The organism is Rhizobium sp. WW22, assembly GCF_047041135.1.
Classification (GTDB): Bacteria; Pseudomonadota; Alphaproteobacteria; order Rhizobiales; family Rhizobiaceae; genus Rhizobium.
Window position 1 is genome coordinate 297759 of the sequence record NZ_CP178198.1, and the last position, 17440, is coordinate 315198.

At 60.4% G+C, this 17440-nt stretch carries 14 protein-coding genes; 9 read left to right on the forward strand and 5 right to left on the reverse strand.

All coding sequences use genetic code 11. The features are described 5' to 3' along the window. Window positions 1-225 precede the first annotated feature (225 nt). Both ACK83U_RS01580 and folD read left to right on the forward strand, forming a co-directional pair. Window positions 226-2034: a GumC family protein gene (locus ACK83U_RS01580; protein ID WP_412474764.1), complete on the forward strand. Its 1809-nt coding sequence runs from the start codon at window positions 226-228 to the stop codon at window positions 2032-2034. Between the two features lie 117 nt (window positions 2035-2151). Further along, window positions 2152-3051 (forward strand): bifunctional methylenetetrahydrofolate dehydrogenase/methenyltetrahydrofolate cyclohydrolase FolD, encoded by a 900-nt coding sequence (folD, locus tag ACK83U_RS01585; protein WP_412474765.1) that lies wholly within the window; start codon window positions 2152-2154, stop codon window positions 3049-3051. An 8-nt stretch (window positions 3052-3059) separates the two neighbouring features. Here the strand turns inward: folD and ACK83U_RS01590 are convergent, their stop codons facing one another. Continuing rightward, entirely contained in the window at window positions 3060-4091 is a 1032-nt protein-coding gene (locus ACK83U_RS01590) for a substrate-binding domain-containing protein (RefSeq protein ID WP_112409904.1), read from the reverse strand. A 310-nt stretch (window positions 4092-4401) separates the two neighbouring features. Here ACK83U_RS01590 and ACK83U_RS01595 point away from each other — a divergent pair, with 310 nt between their 5' ends. The 6 genes from ACK83U_RS01595 to ACK83U_RS01620 all read left to right on the forward strand — a co-directional run bounded on the left by ACK83U_RS01595 (window position 4402) and on the right by ACK83U_RS01620 (window position 11412). Beyond that, on the forward strand, window positions 4402-5763 hold the full coding sequence (locus tag ACK83U_RS01595; protein WP_112608319.1) for an ABC transporter substrate-binding protein: 1362 nt from the start codon (window positions 4402-4404) through the stop codon (window positions 5761-5763). Window positions 5764-5887: 124 nt separating this feature from the next. Continuing rightward, the gene (locus tag ACK83U_RS01600) at window positions 5888-6904 is read left to right on the forward strand and encodes a carbohydrate ABC transporter permease (RefSeq protein WP_112335314.1); all 1017 of its coding nucleotides are present in this window, start codon (window positions 5888-5890) and stop codon (window positions 6902-6904) included. Between the two features lies 1 nt (window position 6905). After that, complete coding sequence (locus ACK83U_RS01605; protein WP_112409906.1) at window positions 6906-8069, forward strand: carbohydrate ABC transporter permease; 1164 nt, start codon at window positions 6906-6908, stop codon at window positions 8067-8069. 36 nt (window positions 8070-8105) lie between these two features. Beyond that, on the forward strand, window positions 8106-9758 hold the full coding sequence (locus ACK83U_RS01610; RefSeq protein ID WP_112608317.1) for an alpha-glucosidase family protein: 1653 nt from the start codon (window positions 8106-8108) through the stop codon (window positions 9756-9758). Window positions 9759-9779: 21 nt separating this feature from the next. After that, window positions 9780-10868: an ABC transporter ATP-binding protein gene (locus tag ACK83U_RS01615; RefSeq protein WP_112335317.1), complete on the forward strand. Its 1089-nt coding sequence runs from the start codon at window positions 9780-9782 to the stop codon at window positions 10866-10868. Between the two features lie 190 nt (window positions 10869-11058). Then, on the forward strand, window positions 11059-11412 hold the full coding sequence (locus ACK83U_RS01620) for a hypothetical protein (RefSeq protein WP_112335318.1): 354 nt from the start codon (window positions 11059-11061) through the stop codon (window positions 11410-11412). Between the two features lie 46 nt (window positions 11413-11458). Here the strand turns inward: ACK83U_RS01620 and ACK83U_RS01625 are convergent, their stop codons facing one another. Then, on the reverse strand, window positions 11459-11974 hold the full coding sequence (locus ACK83U_RS01625) for a TetR/AcrR family transcriptional regulator (RefSeq protein WP_412474766.1): 516 nt from the start codon (window positions 11972-11974) through the stop codon (window positions 11459-11461). Between the two features lie 366 nt (window positions 11975-12340). Between ACK83U_RS01625 and ACK83U_RS01630 the strand changes: the two genes are divergently transcribed. Then, window positions 12341-13180 (forward strand): DUF3313 domain-containing protein, encoded by an 840-nt coding sequence (locus ACK83U_RS01630; RefSeq protein WP_412474767.1) that lies wholly within the window; start codon window positions 12341-12343, stop codon window positions 13178-13180. A gap of 41 nt (window positions 13181-13221) precedes the next feature. Here the strand turns inward: ACK83U_RS01630 and edd are convergent, their stop codons facing one another. The 3 genes from edd to zwf form a co-directional block, all read right to left on the reverse strand. After that, a complete protein-coding gene (gene edd / locus ACK83U_RS01635; protein ID WP_412474768.1) occupies window positions 13222-15045 on the reverse strand; it encodes a phosphogluconate dehydratase in 1824 nt (607 codons plus the stop codon). 167 nt (window positions 15046-15212) lie between these two features. Further along, window positions 15213-15911 carry a 6-phosphogluconolactonase gene (gene pgl / locus ACK83U_RS01640; RefSeq protein WP_112608309.1) on the reverse strand — a complete coding sequence of 233 codons (699 nt, stop codon included), beginning with the start codon at window positions 15909-15911 and terminating at the stop codon, window positions 15213-15215. A 15-nt stretch (window positions 15912-15926) separates the two neighbouring features. Then, the gene (zwf, locus tag ACK83U_RS01645; protein WP_015338847.1) at window positions 15927-17402 is read right to left on the reverse strand and encodes a glucose-6-phosphate dehydrogenase; all 1476 of its coding nucleotides are present in this window, start codon (window positions 17400-17402) and stop codon (window positions 15927-15929) included. Window positions 17403-17440: the final 38 nt, after the last annotated feature.

Consider the following 17440-nt stretch of genomic DNA (forward strand, 5'->3'; position numbering starts at 1 on the left):
AAAAGCGGAAATGCTTTGGTATTGCGGGCTTGGCGTTAACTCTTTCTTTGGTATGAAAGTTTAGAGTGGGTTAACCATTTGCATTGGTCTCCGACCGTGTGCGCGAGATAGCCCGCCATGTTTGAAAGCAAAGCCAGGATCGGATTTTACCCCCACGATGCGCAAACCCCTGAGGTTTCGCGGCGCGCTGGAACACGTGCCTCTCCCTATGGTCAAGACGATGATTTGACCAGTGGAGCCGATCTGCGCGCTGCCAACACCGACGATCCGCGTGATGCGGAACTGCGTGCCATCCTGCGCAGACGTTTGAATGGCGACCCCTATCCGGTGTCCGGCCATAGAAGATCGCAGGAGCGCGCGCTAGCAGCCGCACAGGCCGAAAATATCTCGGACGTCTACTATGCGGAACGCCGCCGGTTGCCGGAACGGGTATCGGAACCGGCGCCCGATTTGCTGGAATTCGTGCCCGATCTGCTTGAGGGCATGCCGGAGCTTCCACCGCAAATCGGCTCCGCTCCCGTTGCCGTTGAACACATGTCGCGGACTGGGCGCTGGTCTCTCAGCCTCCGTGCGCTCTGTTTCGTCGCCGCAACCGCACTGATGGGGGCGGTCGTTCCGATCCTGCTTGCGCCGCCGCCGCGTTATGTCTCGCAGGCAGTGCTCCATGCGGAAGGCGATGGCCGCGCGCGTCAGGCCCTGTTGGATGTTGCGGCAAAGCGGGTCGTCGCTCCGTCCGTATTGTCCGACGTCGTTGCCAGAATGAAGCTTGATCGCGATCCGGAATTTACCGGCAGCCGGGCGGGTGCCCTCGGCGTTGCCGTCGAGTTGCTTTCCGGCAGCGGCAACGCATCCGATGCGCCGTCGCGCGCGCAGGCCACGCTGCGCAAAGACGTTGCCGTCGAGATCGATAGTCAGACGGGTCTGCTGCGCCTGATCGTTACCTCGGGCGATCCCGCCAGATCGGCCGATATTGCCAACCGGCTGGTTATCGCAACCCTCTATGATCCGGGTGTTGCGAAGGCGGCCGGTACGTCACTCGGGGTTGAAACGGCGGTTGATCGCAGCCGCAAGGAACTCGATCGCGCCTCTGCCGCCCTTGCCGAATTCAAGACGCGCTATGGCGAAGACAGGATTACCGCGGCCGAGACACTCCGGCGGCAGCGTCAGCAGCTGGATGTGCAGATAAAGGCAGCCGATCTGGCGGTACGCACCGCCAAGGCCCGTCTCGCAGCTGTCAAATCGGCGACGCCGGCATCGGTGCTGAGTGGCGCATTGTCGGGCGATCTTTCGTCGCCAGGTCTTGATGACCTGCGCAGCCGCTACAACGCCGCAAAGTCACAATTGACACAGCTTTCTGTGCAGCTCGGCCCGCGCCATCCCCGCCTGCTGGCGCAACAGGCAACGGTCGATGATCTCGCGGCCAATATGCGCAGTCAGTTGCAGCGGCTCGCCGTCAGCAGCGAGGCGGACGTGAAAGCGGCTCTGGAAAAGCAGACCGCTCTCTCGGCGCAAATGACGGCTTTCAGTCAGACGGGGAGTGATGTGGACCTCGCTCGCCTCGGGCAGCTGCAGGATGCCGTGACGACAGCGCAGAGCCGCTACGAGGCCGATCAGCAGAATGCCGGCATGACGATTTCCGAAGTCAGGCCGCCGCTGACGGTATTGTCCCAGGCCGTCGCGGCCGCCGCCCCGTTGGATAACCGGCTCGTGAGCAATCAGGCTGTCGGTTTCCTCATAGGTTTTGGTCTGGCACTCTGCGCCGTATTCCTGCGCAAATGGCTGGCTGGTGCCGCGCCGACAGAAGATCAGGCAGCTGATGAAGGCACTATGCCGGAAGCCTACGCTTTTCGCCATGAGGATGATCTGGAGCCTCAGTTACTGCCGGCGATCGCACCTGAACCACCGGCTGCTCTCGTCCATGATGCGGATCGGCTCGATATTGCGGACGAGTGGGGCCTCATCCGCCAAGAGCTTGCATCGCTGCGTGCCAAGGTCGAAACCTACGCTGTACGCAGACATCCGGACCGCGCCTGATCGTCTCATCGTTTTCCCTTGCAATTACCGCTTTCAGACACCATAGGGCGTTTGCAGGCCATTCCATGGAGTGGATGGCTTGTAGATTGCCAGCGAATTCATGATCGGGAGACGAGCGTGACGACAGTGATCGACGGGAAGAAGGCAGCCGCTTCGGTGATCGAAGCCGTGAAGGCTGCGGCAGCGGGGCTTGAGCAGGAGGCCGGTGTGAAGACCGGACTTGCGGTCGTCATCGTCGGTGATGATCCGGCCAGCCACGCCTATGTGAACTCCAAGAGCAAGATGGCCAAGGAATGCGGCTTCAAGTCGGTCCAGCACACGCTGCCGGCGGAAACGGCGCAAGGTGAGCTGGCAAGGCTCGTCCAGTCGCTGAACGACGATCCGTCCATCCACGGCATTCTCGTGCAGCTGCCGCTACCGAAGCATCTTGATTCTGATGCGATCATCCAGTCGATCCGGCCGGAGAAGGATGTCGATGGTCTGCATGTCGTCAATGCCGGCAAGCTTGCAACCGGCGATCTCGAAACCGGGCTGATCTCCTGCACGCCGGCCGGCGCCATGCTGCTGGTGCGCCAGGTGCATGGCGAAGACCTATCGGGTCTGAATGCCGTCGTCATCGGCCGCTCCAACCTGTTCGGCAAGCCGATGGCGCAATTGCTGCTCAATGCCAATGCGACGGTAACGACGGCGCATTCGCGCACGAAGGACCTCGCCTCCGTGGCAAGGGGTGCCGATATTCTGGTGGCGGCCGTCGGCCGTCCGGAGATGGTGAAGGCGGATTGGGTGAAGCCAGGTGCGACCGTCATCGATGTCGGCATCAACCGGATCGCGGCACCGGAGCGCGGCGAGGGCAAGAGCCGGCTGGTGGGCGATGTCGCTTATGGTGAAGCCTCCGATGTCGCCGCAGCGATCACGCCGGTTCCGGGCGGTGTCGGACCGATGACGATCGCCATGCTGATGGCCAATACTGTCATCGCAGCCCATCGCGCTGCTGGTCAAAAGCCGCCGAAGTTTTGAAGCATATGTCAATCGGCCGGCGCAACGCCGGTCGATGCGCGTACGATCAATTCGGCCTTCCACAATTCCTGCGCTGGAAATGTTTCCGTATGCTTGATTTCGCCGATCAGCCGTTCGGCGATGCGCACGCCGGCTGCACGCAGCGATGAACGGGTGGTCGTCAGCGGCACGGTGAAATTTTCCGGCTTAAGCAAGGTCAGCACGTCGTCATGGGCGATCATCGATATATCCTCGCCAAGCCTGAGCTTAGCCTGGTTGATGGCGCGAACCGCACCGAGCGCCAGCACGGTACTGGAGCAGAGCACTGCAGTAGGACGCTTGTCCCTTTCCATTTGCAGGATGCGTTCCATGGCGAGCAAGCCCTGTTCATCCGTCATCGGCGTATGGCTGGTGCAGGCTTCGTCGAGCGCGAGGCCACGCTCGGCAAGGGCCGCATCCATGCCGTTCTTCCGGCGAATGGCGAAATCGAAATAGATCGGGCCGTTCAAGAGGGCGAAGCGCCGGTGTCCGAGCTGCAGCAGCAGCTTCGTGGCGTCGTAGAAGGCGGCTTCATTGTCGATGTCGAGAAATGGATAGTCGGGTTCGGAACCGATCGATCGTCCATGCACGAGGAAGGGCATGGATAGAGACTTCAGCATCTCCAGGCGCGGATCGTGACCACGCATATAATTAACGAAGAGGGCATCGACATTGCCGCTGGCCGCCAATCGCCTGAGAGCGCCGACTTCATCGTTCGGATCCGCGGGCGTCAGGACGAAATGGAAATCGTGCCGCAAGGCCTCTTCTCCCAGCCCCGTCAGGAACTCGCTGAAATGCACGTCCGAAGAGTTGCCGGGCGAGGTCGGCATCACAAGTCCGATCGAACCGGCCTTACCGGTCGCAAGTCTTTGAGCTGCCTTGTTGGGTCGATAGCCGGTTTCCCGAACCGCTTTGAGAACGCGCTCGCGCGTTTCGTGATTGACTTCCGGATATCCGTTCAATGCCCGGCTGACTGTCGTCTGCGACAGCCCGAGCATCTGCGATAGCTGTTTCAGATTCACGGTATTCCAGCTCCTCCCACTACAGCCAGCCAAGATGCCGAGCCAACCTCCCGAAAAGCCGCGAGCATTCAAAGCGCTTTCAATTATGTAGCAGGAGAAGTGTGCGAGACAAGGCAATTAGCAAGAAATTGACGCACATTCTATGCTGCAATGCGAGATTTGCTGTGTATATCGGCCCGAATTTGAAAACCGCTTGACTTTGGCGCGCTCTCAATGGATGAGAGAGGTAGCCAAAGCGCTTTGAGGAATGGGGCGCGTAGCACGAGAGTGTGTTTGGGCTCATGGGTTTCGTTATTAGGGAGGACAACGCATGAAAAAGATGTTCTTGATGACCGTCGCTGCCGCCGCTCTGGTGGCCGGGACGGCGATGGCGGCCGATCTGAAGTTCCAGCCCGGCCAGGACTCCAAGTTCAACTGGAAAAGCTACGACGAGTTCAAGTCGGCGCATGCCGACCTGAAGGGCGAGACGCTGACCATCTTCGGCCCCTGGCGCGGCGAGGACGAGGCTCTCTTCACCAGCGTCCTCAACTACTTCACCGAAGCGACTGGCGTGAACGCCAAATATTCGTCCTCGGAAAACTACGAGCAGCAGATCGTCATCGACACGCAGGCTGGTTCGCCGCCGAACGTCGCCATCCTCCCGCAGCCGGGCCTGCTCGCAAACCTTGCCAGCAAGGGTTATCTGACGCCGCTCGGCGATGATCTCGCGAGCTGGGTCAAGACGAACTACGGTGCCGGCGACAGCTGGGTCGGTTACGGCACTTATAAGGGCAAGGACGGCAAGGACGCCTTCTATGCCTTCCCCTACAAGGCCGATCTGAAGTCGCTGGTCTGGTACGTGCCGGAGAATTTCGAAGAAGCCGGCTACAAGGTCCCGACGACCATGGAGGACCTGATCAAGCTCTCCGATCAGATCGTCAAGGACGGCGGTACGCCCTGGTGCATCGGTTTGGGTTCCGGCGGCGCAACCGGCTGGCCGGCAACCGACTGGGTCGAAGACCTGATGCTGCGCCTGAATACGCCGCAGGATTACGATCACTGGGTCGATAACTCGCTGAAGTTCAGCGATCCGAAGGTCGTTGCGGCGATTGAGGAGTTCGGCAAGTTCGCGAAGAACCCGAAATATGTTGCCGGCGGCGTTGCGGCCGTCGCCTCGACCGACTTCCGCGACAGCCCGAAGGGTCTCTTCACCGTTCCGCCGAAGTGCTACCTGCACAAGCAGGCATCCTTCATCCCGTCCTTCTTCCCGGAGGGTACCAAACTCGGCCAAGATGCGGACTTCTTCTACTTCCCGCCCTCTGCCGCGCATCCTGAACTCGGCAAGCCGGTTCTCGGCGCCGGCACGCTCGCTGCCATTACCAAGGATTCGAAGGCTGCACGCGCCTTCATCCAGTTCCTGCAGACGCCGATCGCTCAGGAAGTCTGGATGGCCCAGTCCGGCTTCCTGACGCCGTACAAGGCCGTCAATACCGCGGCTTATGCCAACGACACGCTGCGCAAGGAAGGCGAGACCCTGACCACGGCCACCACGTTCCGCTTCGACGGCTCCGACCTGATGCCGGGCAAGATTGGTGCGGGTTCGTTCTGGACCGGCATGGTGGATTTCGTCGGCGGCAAGTCTGCTCAGGATGTAGCCGACGGTATCCAGAAGTCCTGGGACGCCATCAAGTAAGACATCATAGCCCTATCGCCGCCGGCAACTCGCCGGCGGCGCCATACTGCATATGGCGACGCGCCCTTCAGCGCGGCCGATGCCCGACTGATGGACAAAAGCAGATAATTCGGGGAGGGAAGGGATGTTTTCGCAGATCGTATCGGCGATTGCCGCCATGATATTCGGCGTTGCCATTTGCGCCGCTTATTTCTGGTTTTCCAACAAGCTCTTGGACTTGATCTTTCCGGCAAGGGAAGGCGATGAGGTCCATCGGGCGGCTGTCAACCTTCGCCGCCGCGGTCTTATCCGCCCCTGGCTGTTCCTGGGGCCGGCGCTGTTCCTGCTTGTCGTCTATCTCGTCTATCCTGTCGTCGCGACCTTCATCCTGTCGTTCTACGGGCCTGATGGCAGCAAGTTCGTCGGCGGCGCCAATTATCTCTGGGCGCTCAACGATACCGAATTCCGCCAGTCGATCTTCAACAACATCCTTTGGCTCGCCGTTGTGCCGGCGGCCTGCACCTTCTTCGGTCTCGTTATCGCCGTAATGACCGACCGCATCTGGTGGGGCAATATCGCCAAGGCCGTCATCTTCATGCCGATGGCAATCTCCTTTGTCGGCGCTTCCGTCATCTGGAAATTCATCTATGAATATCGCGGCGGCACGGATGCGCAGATCGGCCTTCTGAACGCGATCGTCCAGCTGTTCGGCGGCACGCCGGAAGTCTGGATCACCATTCCGTTCTGGAACAATTTCTTCCTGATGGTCATGCTGATCTGGATCCAGACCGGTTTTGCCATGGTCATCCTCTCGGCGGCGCTGCGCGGTATTCCGGAGGAAACCATCGAAGCGGCTGTCATCGACGGCGCCAATGGCTGGCAGATCTTCTGGAAGATCATGGTTCCCCAGGTCTGGGGAACGATCGCCACAGTCTGGACCACCATCACTATCCTCGTCCTCAAGGTCTTCGATATCGTTCTCACCATGACCAATGGTCAATGGAACACGATGGTGCTTGCCAACCTGATGTTCAACTGGATGTTCCGTGGCGGCGGCGACAGCGGCCGAAGCGCCGTCATAGCGCTCGTCATCATGGTCGCCGTCACACCGATCATGATCTGGAATATCCGCCGCGCAAACGCAGAAACGAAGGGGCGCTGACATGATTGGGAATCTCGGCCGTATCGGTCCCGCACGCATCTTCGTTCATGCCGCGGTGCTGCTCATCGTCCTGCTCTGGCTGCTTCCGACGCTCGGCATCTTCGTCACGGCGCTGCGCGACAAGGACCAGATCGTCGCCTCCGGTTGGTGGACGGCTTTCTCCGGTTCGTCGCAGACGGCCGCCGTCCGCCTCGACGGCCCGGACAAGGCAAAGCAGGACGGTGCCAATTACGTCATCGCCGGTACGGTTGCCGGTCAAGGCAACAGCGGCAACGGCAGGATCCAGTCCTTCGGCCTGCGCGTGCAGGAGCCGGCCGCCTATAAGATCGGCTCGCCAGCCGATCTCGGCAATGGCGAGACCCTAACAGTGAATGCTGACGGCAGCTATCGCTACCAGAAAACTGGTCCCTTTGAGGCCGATGCCCGCAGCAAGCGCATCTACCTGACCATTGCCACACCGCCGCAATTCACCTTCGACAACTACCGCAACGTACTCGGCGGCGAGGGGATCGGCCAGTCCTTCATCAATTCGCTGACGGTAACGATCCCCGCAACCGTCATCCCGATCCTGATCGCCGCCTTTGCGGCCTATGCGCTTGCCTGGATGGAGTTTCCCGGCCGCGCGATCCTGATCGCGCTCGTTGTCGGCCTGATCGTCGTGCCGTTGCAGATGTCGCTGATCCCGCTTCTGCGCATCTATAACGAAATCGGCCAGATATTCGGCGTTCCGTCGAAAACCTATCCCGGCATCTGGCTGGCGCACACGGCTTTCGGCCTGCCGCTGGCCATCTATCTCCTGCGCAACTACATTGCCGGCCTGCCGAAGGAAATCATCGAATCCGCCCGCGTCGACGGCGCCAGCGATTTCGATATCTTCGTCAAGATCATCCTGCCGCTGTCTTTCCCGGCATTGGCCTCCTTCGCGATCTTCCAGTTCCTCTGGGTGTGGAACGACCTTCTGATCGCGATGGTCTTCCTCGGCACCGACAAGGATCACCTCGTGCTCACGGCCGCCCTCAACGCGCTGCTCGGCTCGCGCGGCGGCAACTGGGAAATCCTGACGGCATCGGCCTTCGTCACAATCCTTATCCCACTCCTCGTCTTCTTTGGTCTGCAGCGCTATCTCGTGCGCGGTCTGCTCGCCGGGTCGGTGAAGGGGGGCTGATCCAAAAACACGCACTTACTACAGGATTCACTCAGCATGAGCATTGCTCTTCAATCGGCTTCGGAAGTTGACAAGGACTGGTGGCGCGGCGCGGTGATCTATCAGATCTATCCGCGCTCCTACCAGGACTCCAACGGTGACGGCATCGGCGATCTTAAGGGCATCGCCGTCCGCCTGCCGCATGTCGCGTCGCTCGGCGTCGACGCGATCTGGATTTCGCCGTTCTTCACCTCGCCGATGCGCGATTTCGGCTATGACGTCTCCAATTACGAGGACGTCGATCCGATCTTCGGTACGCTTGCCGATTTCGATGCGATGGTGACGGAAGCCCATCGTCTCGGCATCAAGGTAATGATCGATCTGGTGCTGTCGCATAGCTCGGACCGCCATCCCTGGTTCGTCGAAAGCCGCTCGAGCAAGGATAACTCCAAGGCAGATTGGTACGTCTGGGCTGATGCCAAGCCGGATGGCACACCGCCCAACAACTGGTTGTCGATCTTCGGCGGCTCGGCCTGGGCGTGGGATCCGACCCGCATGCAGTACTACATGCACAACTTCCTGACCTCGCAGCCGGATATGAACCTGCACAATCCGGAAGTGCAGGACCGCTTGCTTGACGTCGTGCGTTTCTGGCTCGACCGCGGCGTCGACGGTTTCCGTCTCGACACCATCAACTTCTACTTCCACGACAAGGAATTGCGCGACAACCCGGCGCTGGAACCTTCGCGCCGCAATGCCTCTACGGCACCGGCCGTCAATCCCTATAACTTCCAGGAGCATCTCTACGACAAGAATCGTCCCGAGAACCTGGAATTCCTGAAGCGCTTCCGCGCCGTGCTCGACGAATATCCGGCGATTGCCGCCGTCGGCGAAGTCGGCGATAGCCAGCGCGGCCTCGAAATCGTCGGTGAATACACATCCGGCGGCGACAAGATGCACATGTGCTACGCCTTCGAATTCCTCGCGCCGGACGCTCTTTCGCCGGATCGCGTCGAAGAGGTGATGAACGACTTCGACACGGCAGCTCCGCAAGGCTGGGCCTGCTGGGCCTTCTCCAACCACGACGTCGTGCGCCATGTTAGCCGCTGGGGCAATCTGGTGGCCGACCGCGATGCTTTCGCCAAGCTCTATGCGGCGCTGCTGCTGACCCTGCGCGGCTCCGTATGCATCTATCAAGGCGAGGAACTGGCGCTGACGGAAGCCGATCTCGCCTATCAGGATCTGCAGGATCCCTACGGCATCCAGTTCTGGCCCGAGTTCAAGGGCCGTGATGGCTGCCGCACGCCCATGGTCTGGGACAGCCAGGTGGCGCAGGGCGGCTTTTCCACCGTCAAGCCCTGGCTGCCGGTGCCGGTCGAACATATCCTGCGCGCCGTCAGCGTCCAGCAGGGCGATGAGCATTCGGTGCTGGAGCAGTACCGCCGCTTCCTCGCGTTCCGCAAACAGCATCCGGCCTTCGCCAAAGGCGAGATTGCCTTTTCGGAGCCGCAGGGCGACGTACTGATCTACACCCGCACTTATGCCGGAGAGACCATTCTCTGCGTCTTCAATATGAGCCCCGTCGAAACGCTGGCAACCCTGCCTGATGGCAATTGGCAGGCGTTGACGGGACATGGATTTACCAGCAACAACTACGGCAACAAGATCGATATTCCGGCCTGGGGCGCCTATTTCGCGCGTCTTGCCTGACCTTTGGGAGGAGGAAGCATAATGACTGGACTTGTTCTGAAGGATATCAAGAAATCCTACGGCAGCGTGCATGTGCTGCACGGGATCGATCTGGAGATCAACGAAGGCGAATTCATCGTCTTCGTCGGCCCCTCCGGCTGCGGCAAGTCCACCTTGCTCAGGATGATCGCCGGGCTGGAGAGCATCACCGCCGGGGATATGATGATCGCCGGGCAGAAGGTGAACGAAGTGCCGCCGTCACGGCGCGGCATCGCCATGGTCTTCCAGTCCTATGCGCTCTATCCGCATATGACCGTCTACGACAATATGGCCTTCGGCATGCGGATTGCCGGCGAAAGCAAGCAGGAGATCGACCGTCGTGTGCGGGCGGCGGCGGCGAGCCTGCAGCTGACCCAATATCTCGAACGTCTGCCGAAGGCACTCTCGGGCGGTCAGCGGCAGCGCGTTGCCATCGGCCGCGCCATCTGCCGCAACCCCAAGGTCTTCCTGTTCGACGAGCCGCTGTCCAACCTCGATGCCGCCCTGCGTGTGGCGACCCGCATCGAGATCGCCAAACTCAGCGATTCCATGCCCGAGACGACGATGATCTACGTCACCCACGACCAGGTGGAAGCCATGACGCTGGCCGACCGTATTGTCGTGCTGTCGGCCGGCCGGGTCGAACAGGTCGGCGCTCCCCTTGAACTCTACGAGCGCCCGGCCAACCTGTTCGTTGCAAAATTCATCGGCTCGCCGGCCATGAACATCATCCCGGCAACGGTAACCGAAACAGGCGCTGCGACGACGGTAACACTGACCGGCGGCAAATCGGTAACGTTGGACGTGCCGACGGAGGCCTCCGAAAAGGGCAAGGCCGCCAGCTTCGGCGTACGTCCGGAAGATCTTCGTCTCGCGACGGGCGATGACTATCTCTTCGAAGGCGAGGTTTCCATCGTCGAGGCGCTCGGCGAAGTGACGCAGCTCTATATCGAAGGCCTCGTTGATGGCGAGCCGATCATCGTCAAGATCCCCGGCATTGCCGATATTCATCGCGGCCAAAAGATGCGTTTTGCCGCCGACCGTCAGAAGCTGCATCTTTTCGACGCCAGCGGCCACTCCTATCGCAAGTAGGCGCTTACCGGATGCCCCGGCCCAAGTAAAAATGAACAACAAAATTCATCTTGGGCCGGCGCACTCAAACCTTCTGTTAAAGACCGGCTGATAGTCTTCTCTTCATAATATACTTCAGGGGTCTACCAAGATGGCCGCGTTCGGCAGAGCTAATTCAGGTCAGCATTTCCTTAACAAGGAAGAATCCTTCATGTATGACCGCGAAGTGCGGTTTCGCATGGAAGACACCATGAATGCCGCACGCCTCGAATACACTGAAAAGGGCGTGATGAATCTTGCGTCCCGCCGCTGCGATATTATCCGTATCTCGCAGAGCAGCGCGGTTCTTGCGATCCTCACCCAGTATAATCTGCCGAAGCAGTTCTATCTGGATATTCCTGACGCCCGCATCACCAAGGTCGGCTGTGTGCTAATGAAGGTCTTCTCCAACAACACGGTGGAAGTTCGTTTCCTGCGGCTTCTCACGGAGAAGGAAATGAACAAGATCTTCGTCTACAGCACGCACCCGGCCCATAAAAACCGCGTGCTCGACATCAGATCCTGATCAACGACCCACAAGAAGCGGCCTAGCGCTGCGTTCGGCTGACGGATCAGATTTCCGTTCGGCATTTTGCGAGCGCATCCTCAAGATACTTGATCAGCGGTAGCCTGCCATTTTCCTGCAGCCATTTGTTGACCGAGAGGCGAAGCGGGCTCACTCCGATCATCGAAACCAGCTGCAGACCGTCGCGGTCCCTAGTCGGAAACAATTCGCACAGGGCTTGGTAGGCGATTTGCTCAAGCTGCAAAGAGTTACCCCGCGAACGGGCGCGCAAGGTCTCGCTTTGACGTAAAAGTTTGGCAGTCTCCAGAAGCCGAGGCGCTTCCGCCTCGATGCGGGCCACAAGTCCCAAGGTGGCTTGATGGACGACCTCGAGCGGTCGCCCGGCCGACGCATTCTCCAGGATGCCAGTCCGCAGTGCGTCCATATATCGGCGCTGATGCGCCAGAAGAATATCGTCCTTGCTTCTAAAGTAATAAAAGAAAGTCCGGCGGGAAATCCCGGCCGCTGCGGCAATCTCGTCGATCGTCGTTTCCTGATAGCCTTTCGCGAGAAAGGATTTCATTCCGACGTCCGCTATGCGTTGAAAGGTCAGGCGGCGCTTCTGTTCGCGCAAGCCTTCCGGCTTTGATGTTGCATCGTGCATGCGCTTACTTTGGCATGAGTCGCAATACCACTCAAATTATCGGCGTTCGCCGCACTCCGCTCCGTGTGGTCTCAATCTCTGGTGAAACAAATTCTCCGCTTCGCTTCTCGATTGCCGCAAATTGGTCGATATTAATATTACACTAAGTGCGATATTTAATGTTGATGCTGATGTTCATAACCCGGTGCAGGAGCGCAAACATCCATGCCAGTCGCTACAATCTCAAATCATGCTGTAAGCAGACCCTATGGTCCATCTGCCGCTGAAAGCCATCGGAGGGCTGATATGTGGTCGATGGCCCTCTTGATGAGCCTGCTGGGCGGCTGTGCCTCCGCGCCGCTGGATCGGGCGGGATCTTTGCGGTCCTATGAAGGGCTGACCCGATCGGATGGACTGGTTGCGCACTCGCTTCTTAGGGTAAGCAAGGACGATGTTCTGGCGGCCAAGACCGTGAAGATCATTCCCACCGCCTTTTCGATGCGCGCCGAAACCGCTGCTTTCACACCCAAACAGCGCGATCTCGTCACCAATGCCGTCGATAGAGCGCTTTGTTCCGGATTGAGTGAACGTTTCGCCGTCGTCGGTCTATCTGAGCCGGCGGATCTCACCGTTCGCGCCGTCGTGACGCAGGTGAAGGCAACCAATGCAACCGCCGTCGGAGTCTCGAAAATTGCCTCCGTGGGCAAAAGCGTGTTGCTGCCGGGTGTACCGGTGCCCGTTCCGCGTATTCCGATCGGCATGGGCAGCCTCTCGCTCGAGGCTGAGGCTTTCAATCCCCAGGGTGTACAGAAGGCTGTCATGATCTGGGGACGTGGTGCAAACGCATTCTTTAATTCGGGCACCATCGCCAAGGAAGGGGATGCCTATAGCCTCGCCGCCAAATTCGGCGGCGATTTCAGTAAGATGCTGGTCAAGGGCAAGACGCCGTTCGGCGCGGCGCCCTCCTTCCCATCCAGGGCGAAATTGGCGTCACTCATCGGCCGGGCACCGAAATACGACGCCTGCAAGGTATTCGGGAAATCGCCGGGCGTGACAGGCTTCGTGGGCGGGCGCCTCGGCCTTCCGCCGGCATGGACGGACAAGGTTCCGCCGGAAGCAGGAACTGCAGCATCCAAAGCGCCTTGATCAGCCTTCGATGCCGTCCTGCCGAAATCCGGCGGACAATCTCAGTGGCGGAACAGGACGCTTGCACCCTGATCCGCCGGTCCCGCGGCGTGGCGGAACGGAACGAAGAGCTCCCGGCCCATACCGAATTCATTCTCCGAGAGATCGGCCACGACCGGCTCGCGCTCCGCCATATCGGCGGCATCGACCAGCACCTCCAGCGTACCGGCAATCGCATCGATGCGGATGATGTCGCCTTCCCTGATGCGGGCGATCGGGCCACCTTCGACGGCTTCCGGTGTCACATGGATGGCGGCAGGCACCTTGCCCGATGCGCCCGACATACGGCCGTCGGTCAAGAGCGCTACGCGGAAACCACGGTCCTGCAGCACGCCGAGTGCCGGCGTGAGCTTGTGCAGCTCGGGCATGCCGTTGGCCTTCGGTCCCTGGAATCGGACGACGGCGACGAAATCTCGGTTCAGCTTGCCGTCCTTGAAGGCCTGTTGCATTTCCAGCTGATCGTGGAAGATCACGGCCGGCGCTTCGATGATGTGGCGCTCCGGCTTGACGGCGGAGATCTTGATGACCGCCTTGCCGATATTGCCGCGCAACATCTTCAGGCCGCCATTGCTCTGGAAGGGTGTGTCGATGCTTGCCAGTACCTTCGGGTCGTGGCTTTTTTCCGGGGCGGGTTCGCGTACGACATTGCCGTCGGCACCGAGCTTGACGTCGATGGAGTAGCTGCCGAGGCCCTGGCCGTTGACGGTGCGAACATCGTCGTGCAGCAGACCCTTCTTCAGGAGCTCCTTGATGAGGAAGCCCATGCCGCCGGCGGCGTGGAAATGGTTCACGTCGGCAAGCCCGTTCGGATAGACGCGGGCAAGCAGCGGGATGATGTCTGAAAGCTCGGAAATATCCTGCCAGGTGAGCACGATGCCGGCCGCGCGCGCCATGGCGACGATGTGCATTGTGTGGTTCGTCGAGCCGCCGGTCGCATGCAGGCCGACGACGCCGTTGACGATCGAGCGTTCGTCGATCATCTCGCCCGCCGGTGTGAACTCATTGCCCATGGCGGTGATGGCGAGCGCGCGCTTGGTCGCCTCGCGCGTCAAGGCTTCGCGCAGCGGCGTGCCGGGATTGATGAAGGAGGCGCCCGGCATGTGGAAGCCCATGATCTCCATCAGCATCTGGTTGGAATTGGCCGTGCCGTAGAAGGTGCAGGTGCCGGGACCGTGATAGGACTTCGATTCCGCTTCCAGCAATTCGGCGCGGCCGACCTTGCCTTCGGCATAGAGCTGGCGCACGCGCGATTTCTCGTCGTTCGGCAAGCCCGAAGTCATCGGCCCGGCCGGAATGAAGACGGCGGGCAGATGGCCGAAGGAGAGAGCGGCAATGACGAGGCCGGGGACGATCTTGTCGCAGACGCCGAGGAAGACGGCCGCATCGAACATATTGTGTGACAGGCCGACCGCCGCCGACATGGCAATCAGGTCGCGCGAGAAGAGCGAAAGCTCCATGCCCGGCTGTCCCTGCGTGACGCCGTCGCACATGGCCGGCACGCCGCCCGCAACCTGGGCAATGCCGCCCGCTTCGGCCGCCGCTTCGCGGATGATCGCCGGATAGGTCTCGAAGGGCTGATGCGCCGAGAGCATGTCGTTATAGGAGGTGATGATCCCGAGATTGGGCACTTGGTCTCCCGCCAGCGCGTCTTTCTCGGTGGGGGAACAGATGGCGAAGCCATGCGCAAGGTTGGCGCAGCCGAGCACGGAGCGTTGCGCTCCCTTGGTTGCAGCACTGCGCAGGCGGTCCAGATAGCGCTCGCGCGTCGGCTTTGAGCGCTCGACGATACGTGCGGTAATCGCTGATATGCGGGCGTCAGCGGCCATGGTCGATCTGCCTCCGTCTGTTCTGCGCGGTGCCCTTGGTACCTATTCGTCAGAGGGCACGGCGCGGGGTCTAAAAGTCAATGCTTTGCCGCTGCGCCCGAGGGGCACATGGCGCAGCACGGGTTGCTGTGTCTGTCGGGGTTCGATGACCAGGCCTTCAGGCCGTATCACGGAGCCCAATAAATCTCGACCGGAGAAGCCGCCCGGCGCAGCATGGCACGGATCGGCATCTCGGTTTCTTCGCCCGGCGCTTCGGCCTTGGCCAAAACGTCCTTCTTTCCTTCTCCCTCGATATGGAGCACCAGCAATCGGGCATCCTGAAGGCTGGAGAAAGTGAACGTCAGCCGCGGCTCGCCGGCACCTTCCGCTTCCATCGTGATGATACCACGCGGGGTGTTCGGATCGAGTGCGGTCTTGAGATTGCTGCCGCCCGGAAAGAAGGAAGCCGTGTGGCCGTCATTGCCCATGCCGAGGATGGCGACATCGAAGGGATGGCCGATAGCCTTGGTCTTTTCGGTGGCGATGACCGCGGCCTCCTCGACGGAAGCTGCAGCCTGATAGAGCGGAAGGAATTTGGCAGCGGCCGCCTTATCCTTCAGCAGGTTTTCCTGGACGAGCAGGTGGTTCGAACGGGGATTGTCTGATGGCACGAACCGTTCGTCGACGAGGGTGACCATCACCTTGCCCCAGTCGATCGAGTGCGATGACAGCGCTTGGAAAAAGGCCTTCGGCGTCGAGCCGCCGGAGACCGCGATGCTTGCGGAGCCGCGGGCGGTAATCGCAGCCGAAAGGGTTTCGGCCACCTTGTCCGCGAGCTTGCCGGCGAGTTCGGCACCATTGGCAAAAGCATGCATGTTGGCTGTCATCGTTGTCGTCCCGGTTTAGATATCGTCGTGCCAGGTGCGGCCGTCACGCTCGATGAGCGCAATAGCCTGGCTCGGACCCCAGGTGCCGGCTGTATAGCCCTGCACCTGCTGGCCGGCGTGTTCCCAGCCCTTGAGGATCGGATCGACCCACTTCCATGCGGCTTCCACCTCGTCGCGGCGCATGAACAGCGTCTGGTTGGAGCGGATAACGTCCATCAGCAGGCGCTCGTAGGCATCCGGATTGCGGACGTTGAATGCAGATGCGAAGCTCATGTCGAGAGAGACGTTGCGCAGGCGCATGCCGCCCGGGCCTGGGTCCTTGATCATCAGCGACTGCTTGACGCCTTCGTCCGGCTGCAGGCGGATGATGAGCTGGTTGGCAACGATGCGGCCGGCGGCCTGATCGAAGATGGTGTGCGGAATGTGCTTGAAGGTGATGACGATCTCCGACATGCGGCCGGCCAGGCGCTTGCCGGTGCGGATGTAGAAGGGAACGCCCGCCCAGCGCCAGTTGCCGATCTCGGCCTTGATGGCGACGAAGGTTTCGGTGTTGGAAACGCCGCCTTCCAGCTCGTCGAGATAGCCCTTGACCGGGCCGCCCGCCGAAGCGCCGGCGCGATACTGGCCGCGAACCGTCGCCTGCTCGACGTTGGAAGCATCGATCGGCTTCAGTGCGCGCAGAACCTTAAGCTTCTCGTCGCGAACGGCTTCCGAATCCATGGAGGAGGGGATTTCCATTGCGGTCAGGCAAAGCAGCTGCAGGATGTGGTTCTGTACCATGTCGCGCAGGGCGCCAGCCGTGTCGTAATAGCCGGCGCGGCCTTCGAGGCCGACCGATTCCGCCACCGTAATCTGCACGTGGTCGATGTGGTTGGCGTTCCACAGCGGCTCGTAGAGAGCGTTGGCAAAGCGCAGCGCCATCAGGTTCTGCACGGTTTCCTTGCCGAGATAATGGTCGATGCGGAAGATCTGCTCTTCCTTGAAGACCTTGCCGATGGTGTCGTTGAGCTGCAGAGCCGAGGCAAGATCGCGGCCGATCGGCTTTTCGACGACGATGCGGGTCTGCTTGGTGATCAGCTTGTGATCGTGGATCTTCTGCGAGATGTCGCCGAAGATGCCCGGAGCGACAGCGAGATAGAAGGCGCGCACGCGCTCCTTGCCTTCGTCCAGGATCTTCTTGAGCTGATCCCAGCCGGCATCGCTGCGCGCATCGACCGGCACGTAGAACAGGCGAGCCAGGAATTTTTTGACTTCGGCATCGTCATATTCGCCCTTCTTCAGGTGTTCCTTGAGGGCGGCGTCGGCAAATTTGCGGTATTCTTCATTGGAAAGCGCGCTGCGCGAAGCGCCGATGATGCGCGTCGGCTCGGAAAACTGGCCTTCGACCTGACGATGGTAAAGAGCGGGCAGGAGCTTGCGTTCGGCAAGGTCGCCGCTGCCGCCGAAAACGACATAATCAAATGGTTCAACGGGAATGATCTGGCTGCTCATGAGCTATCTCTCAATCGGTCTTAGTTGAGGCCCCTTTT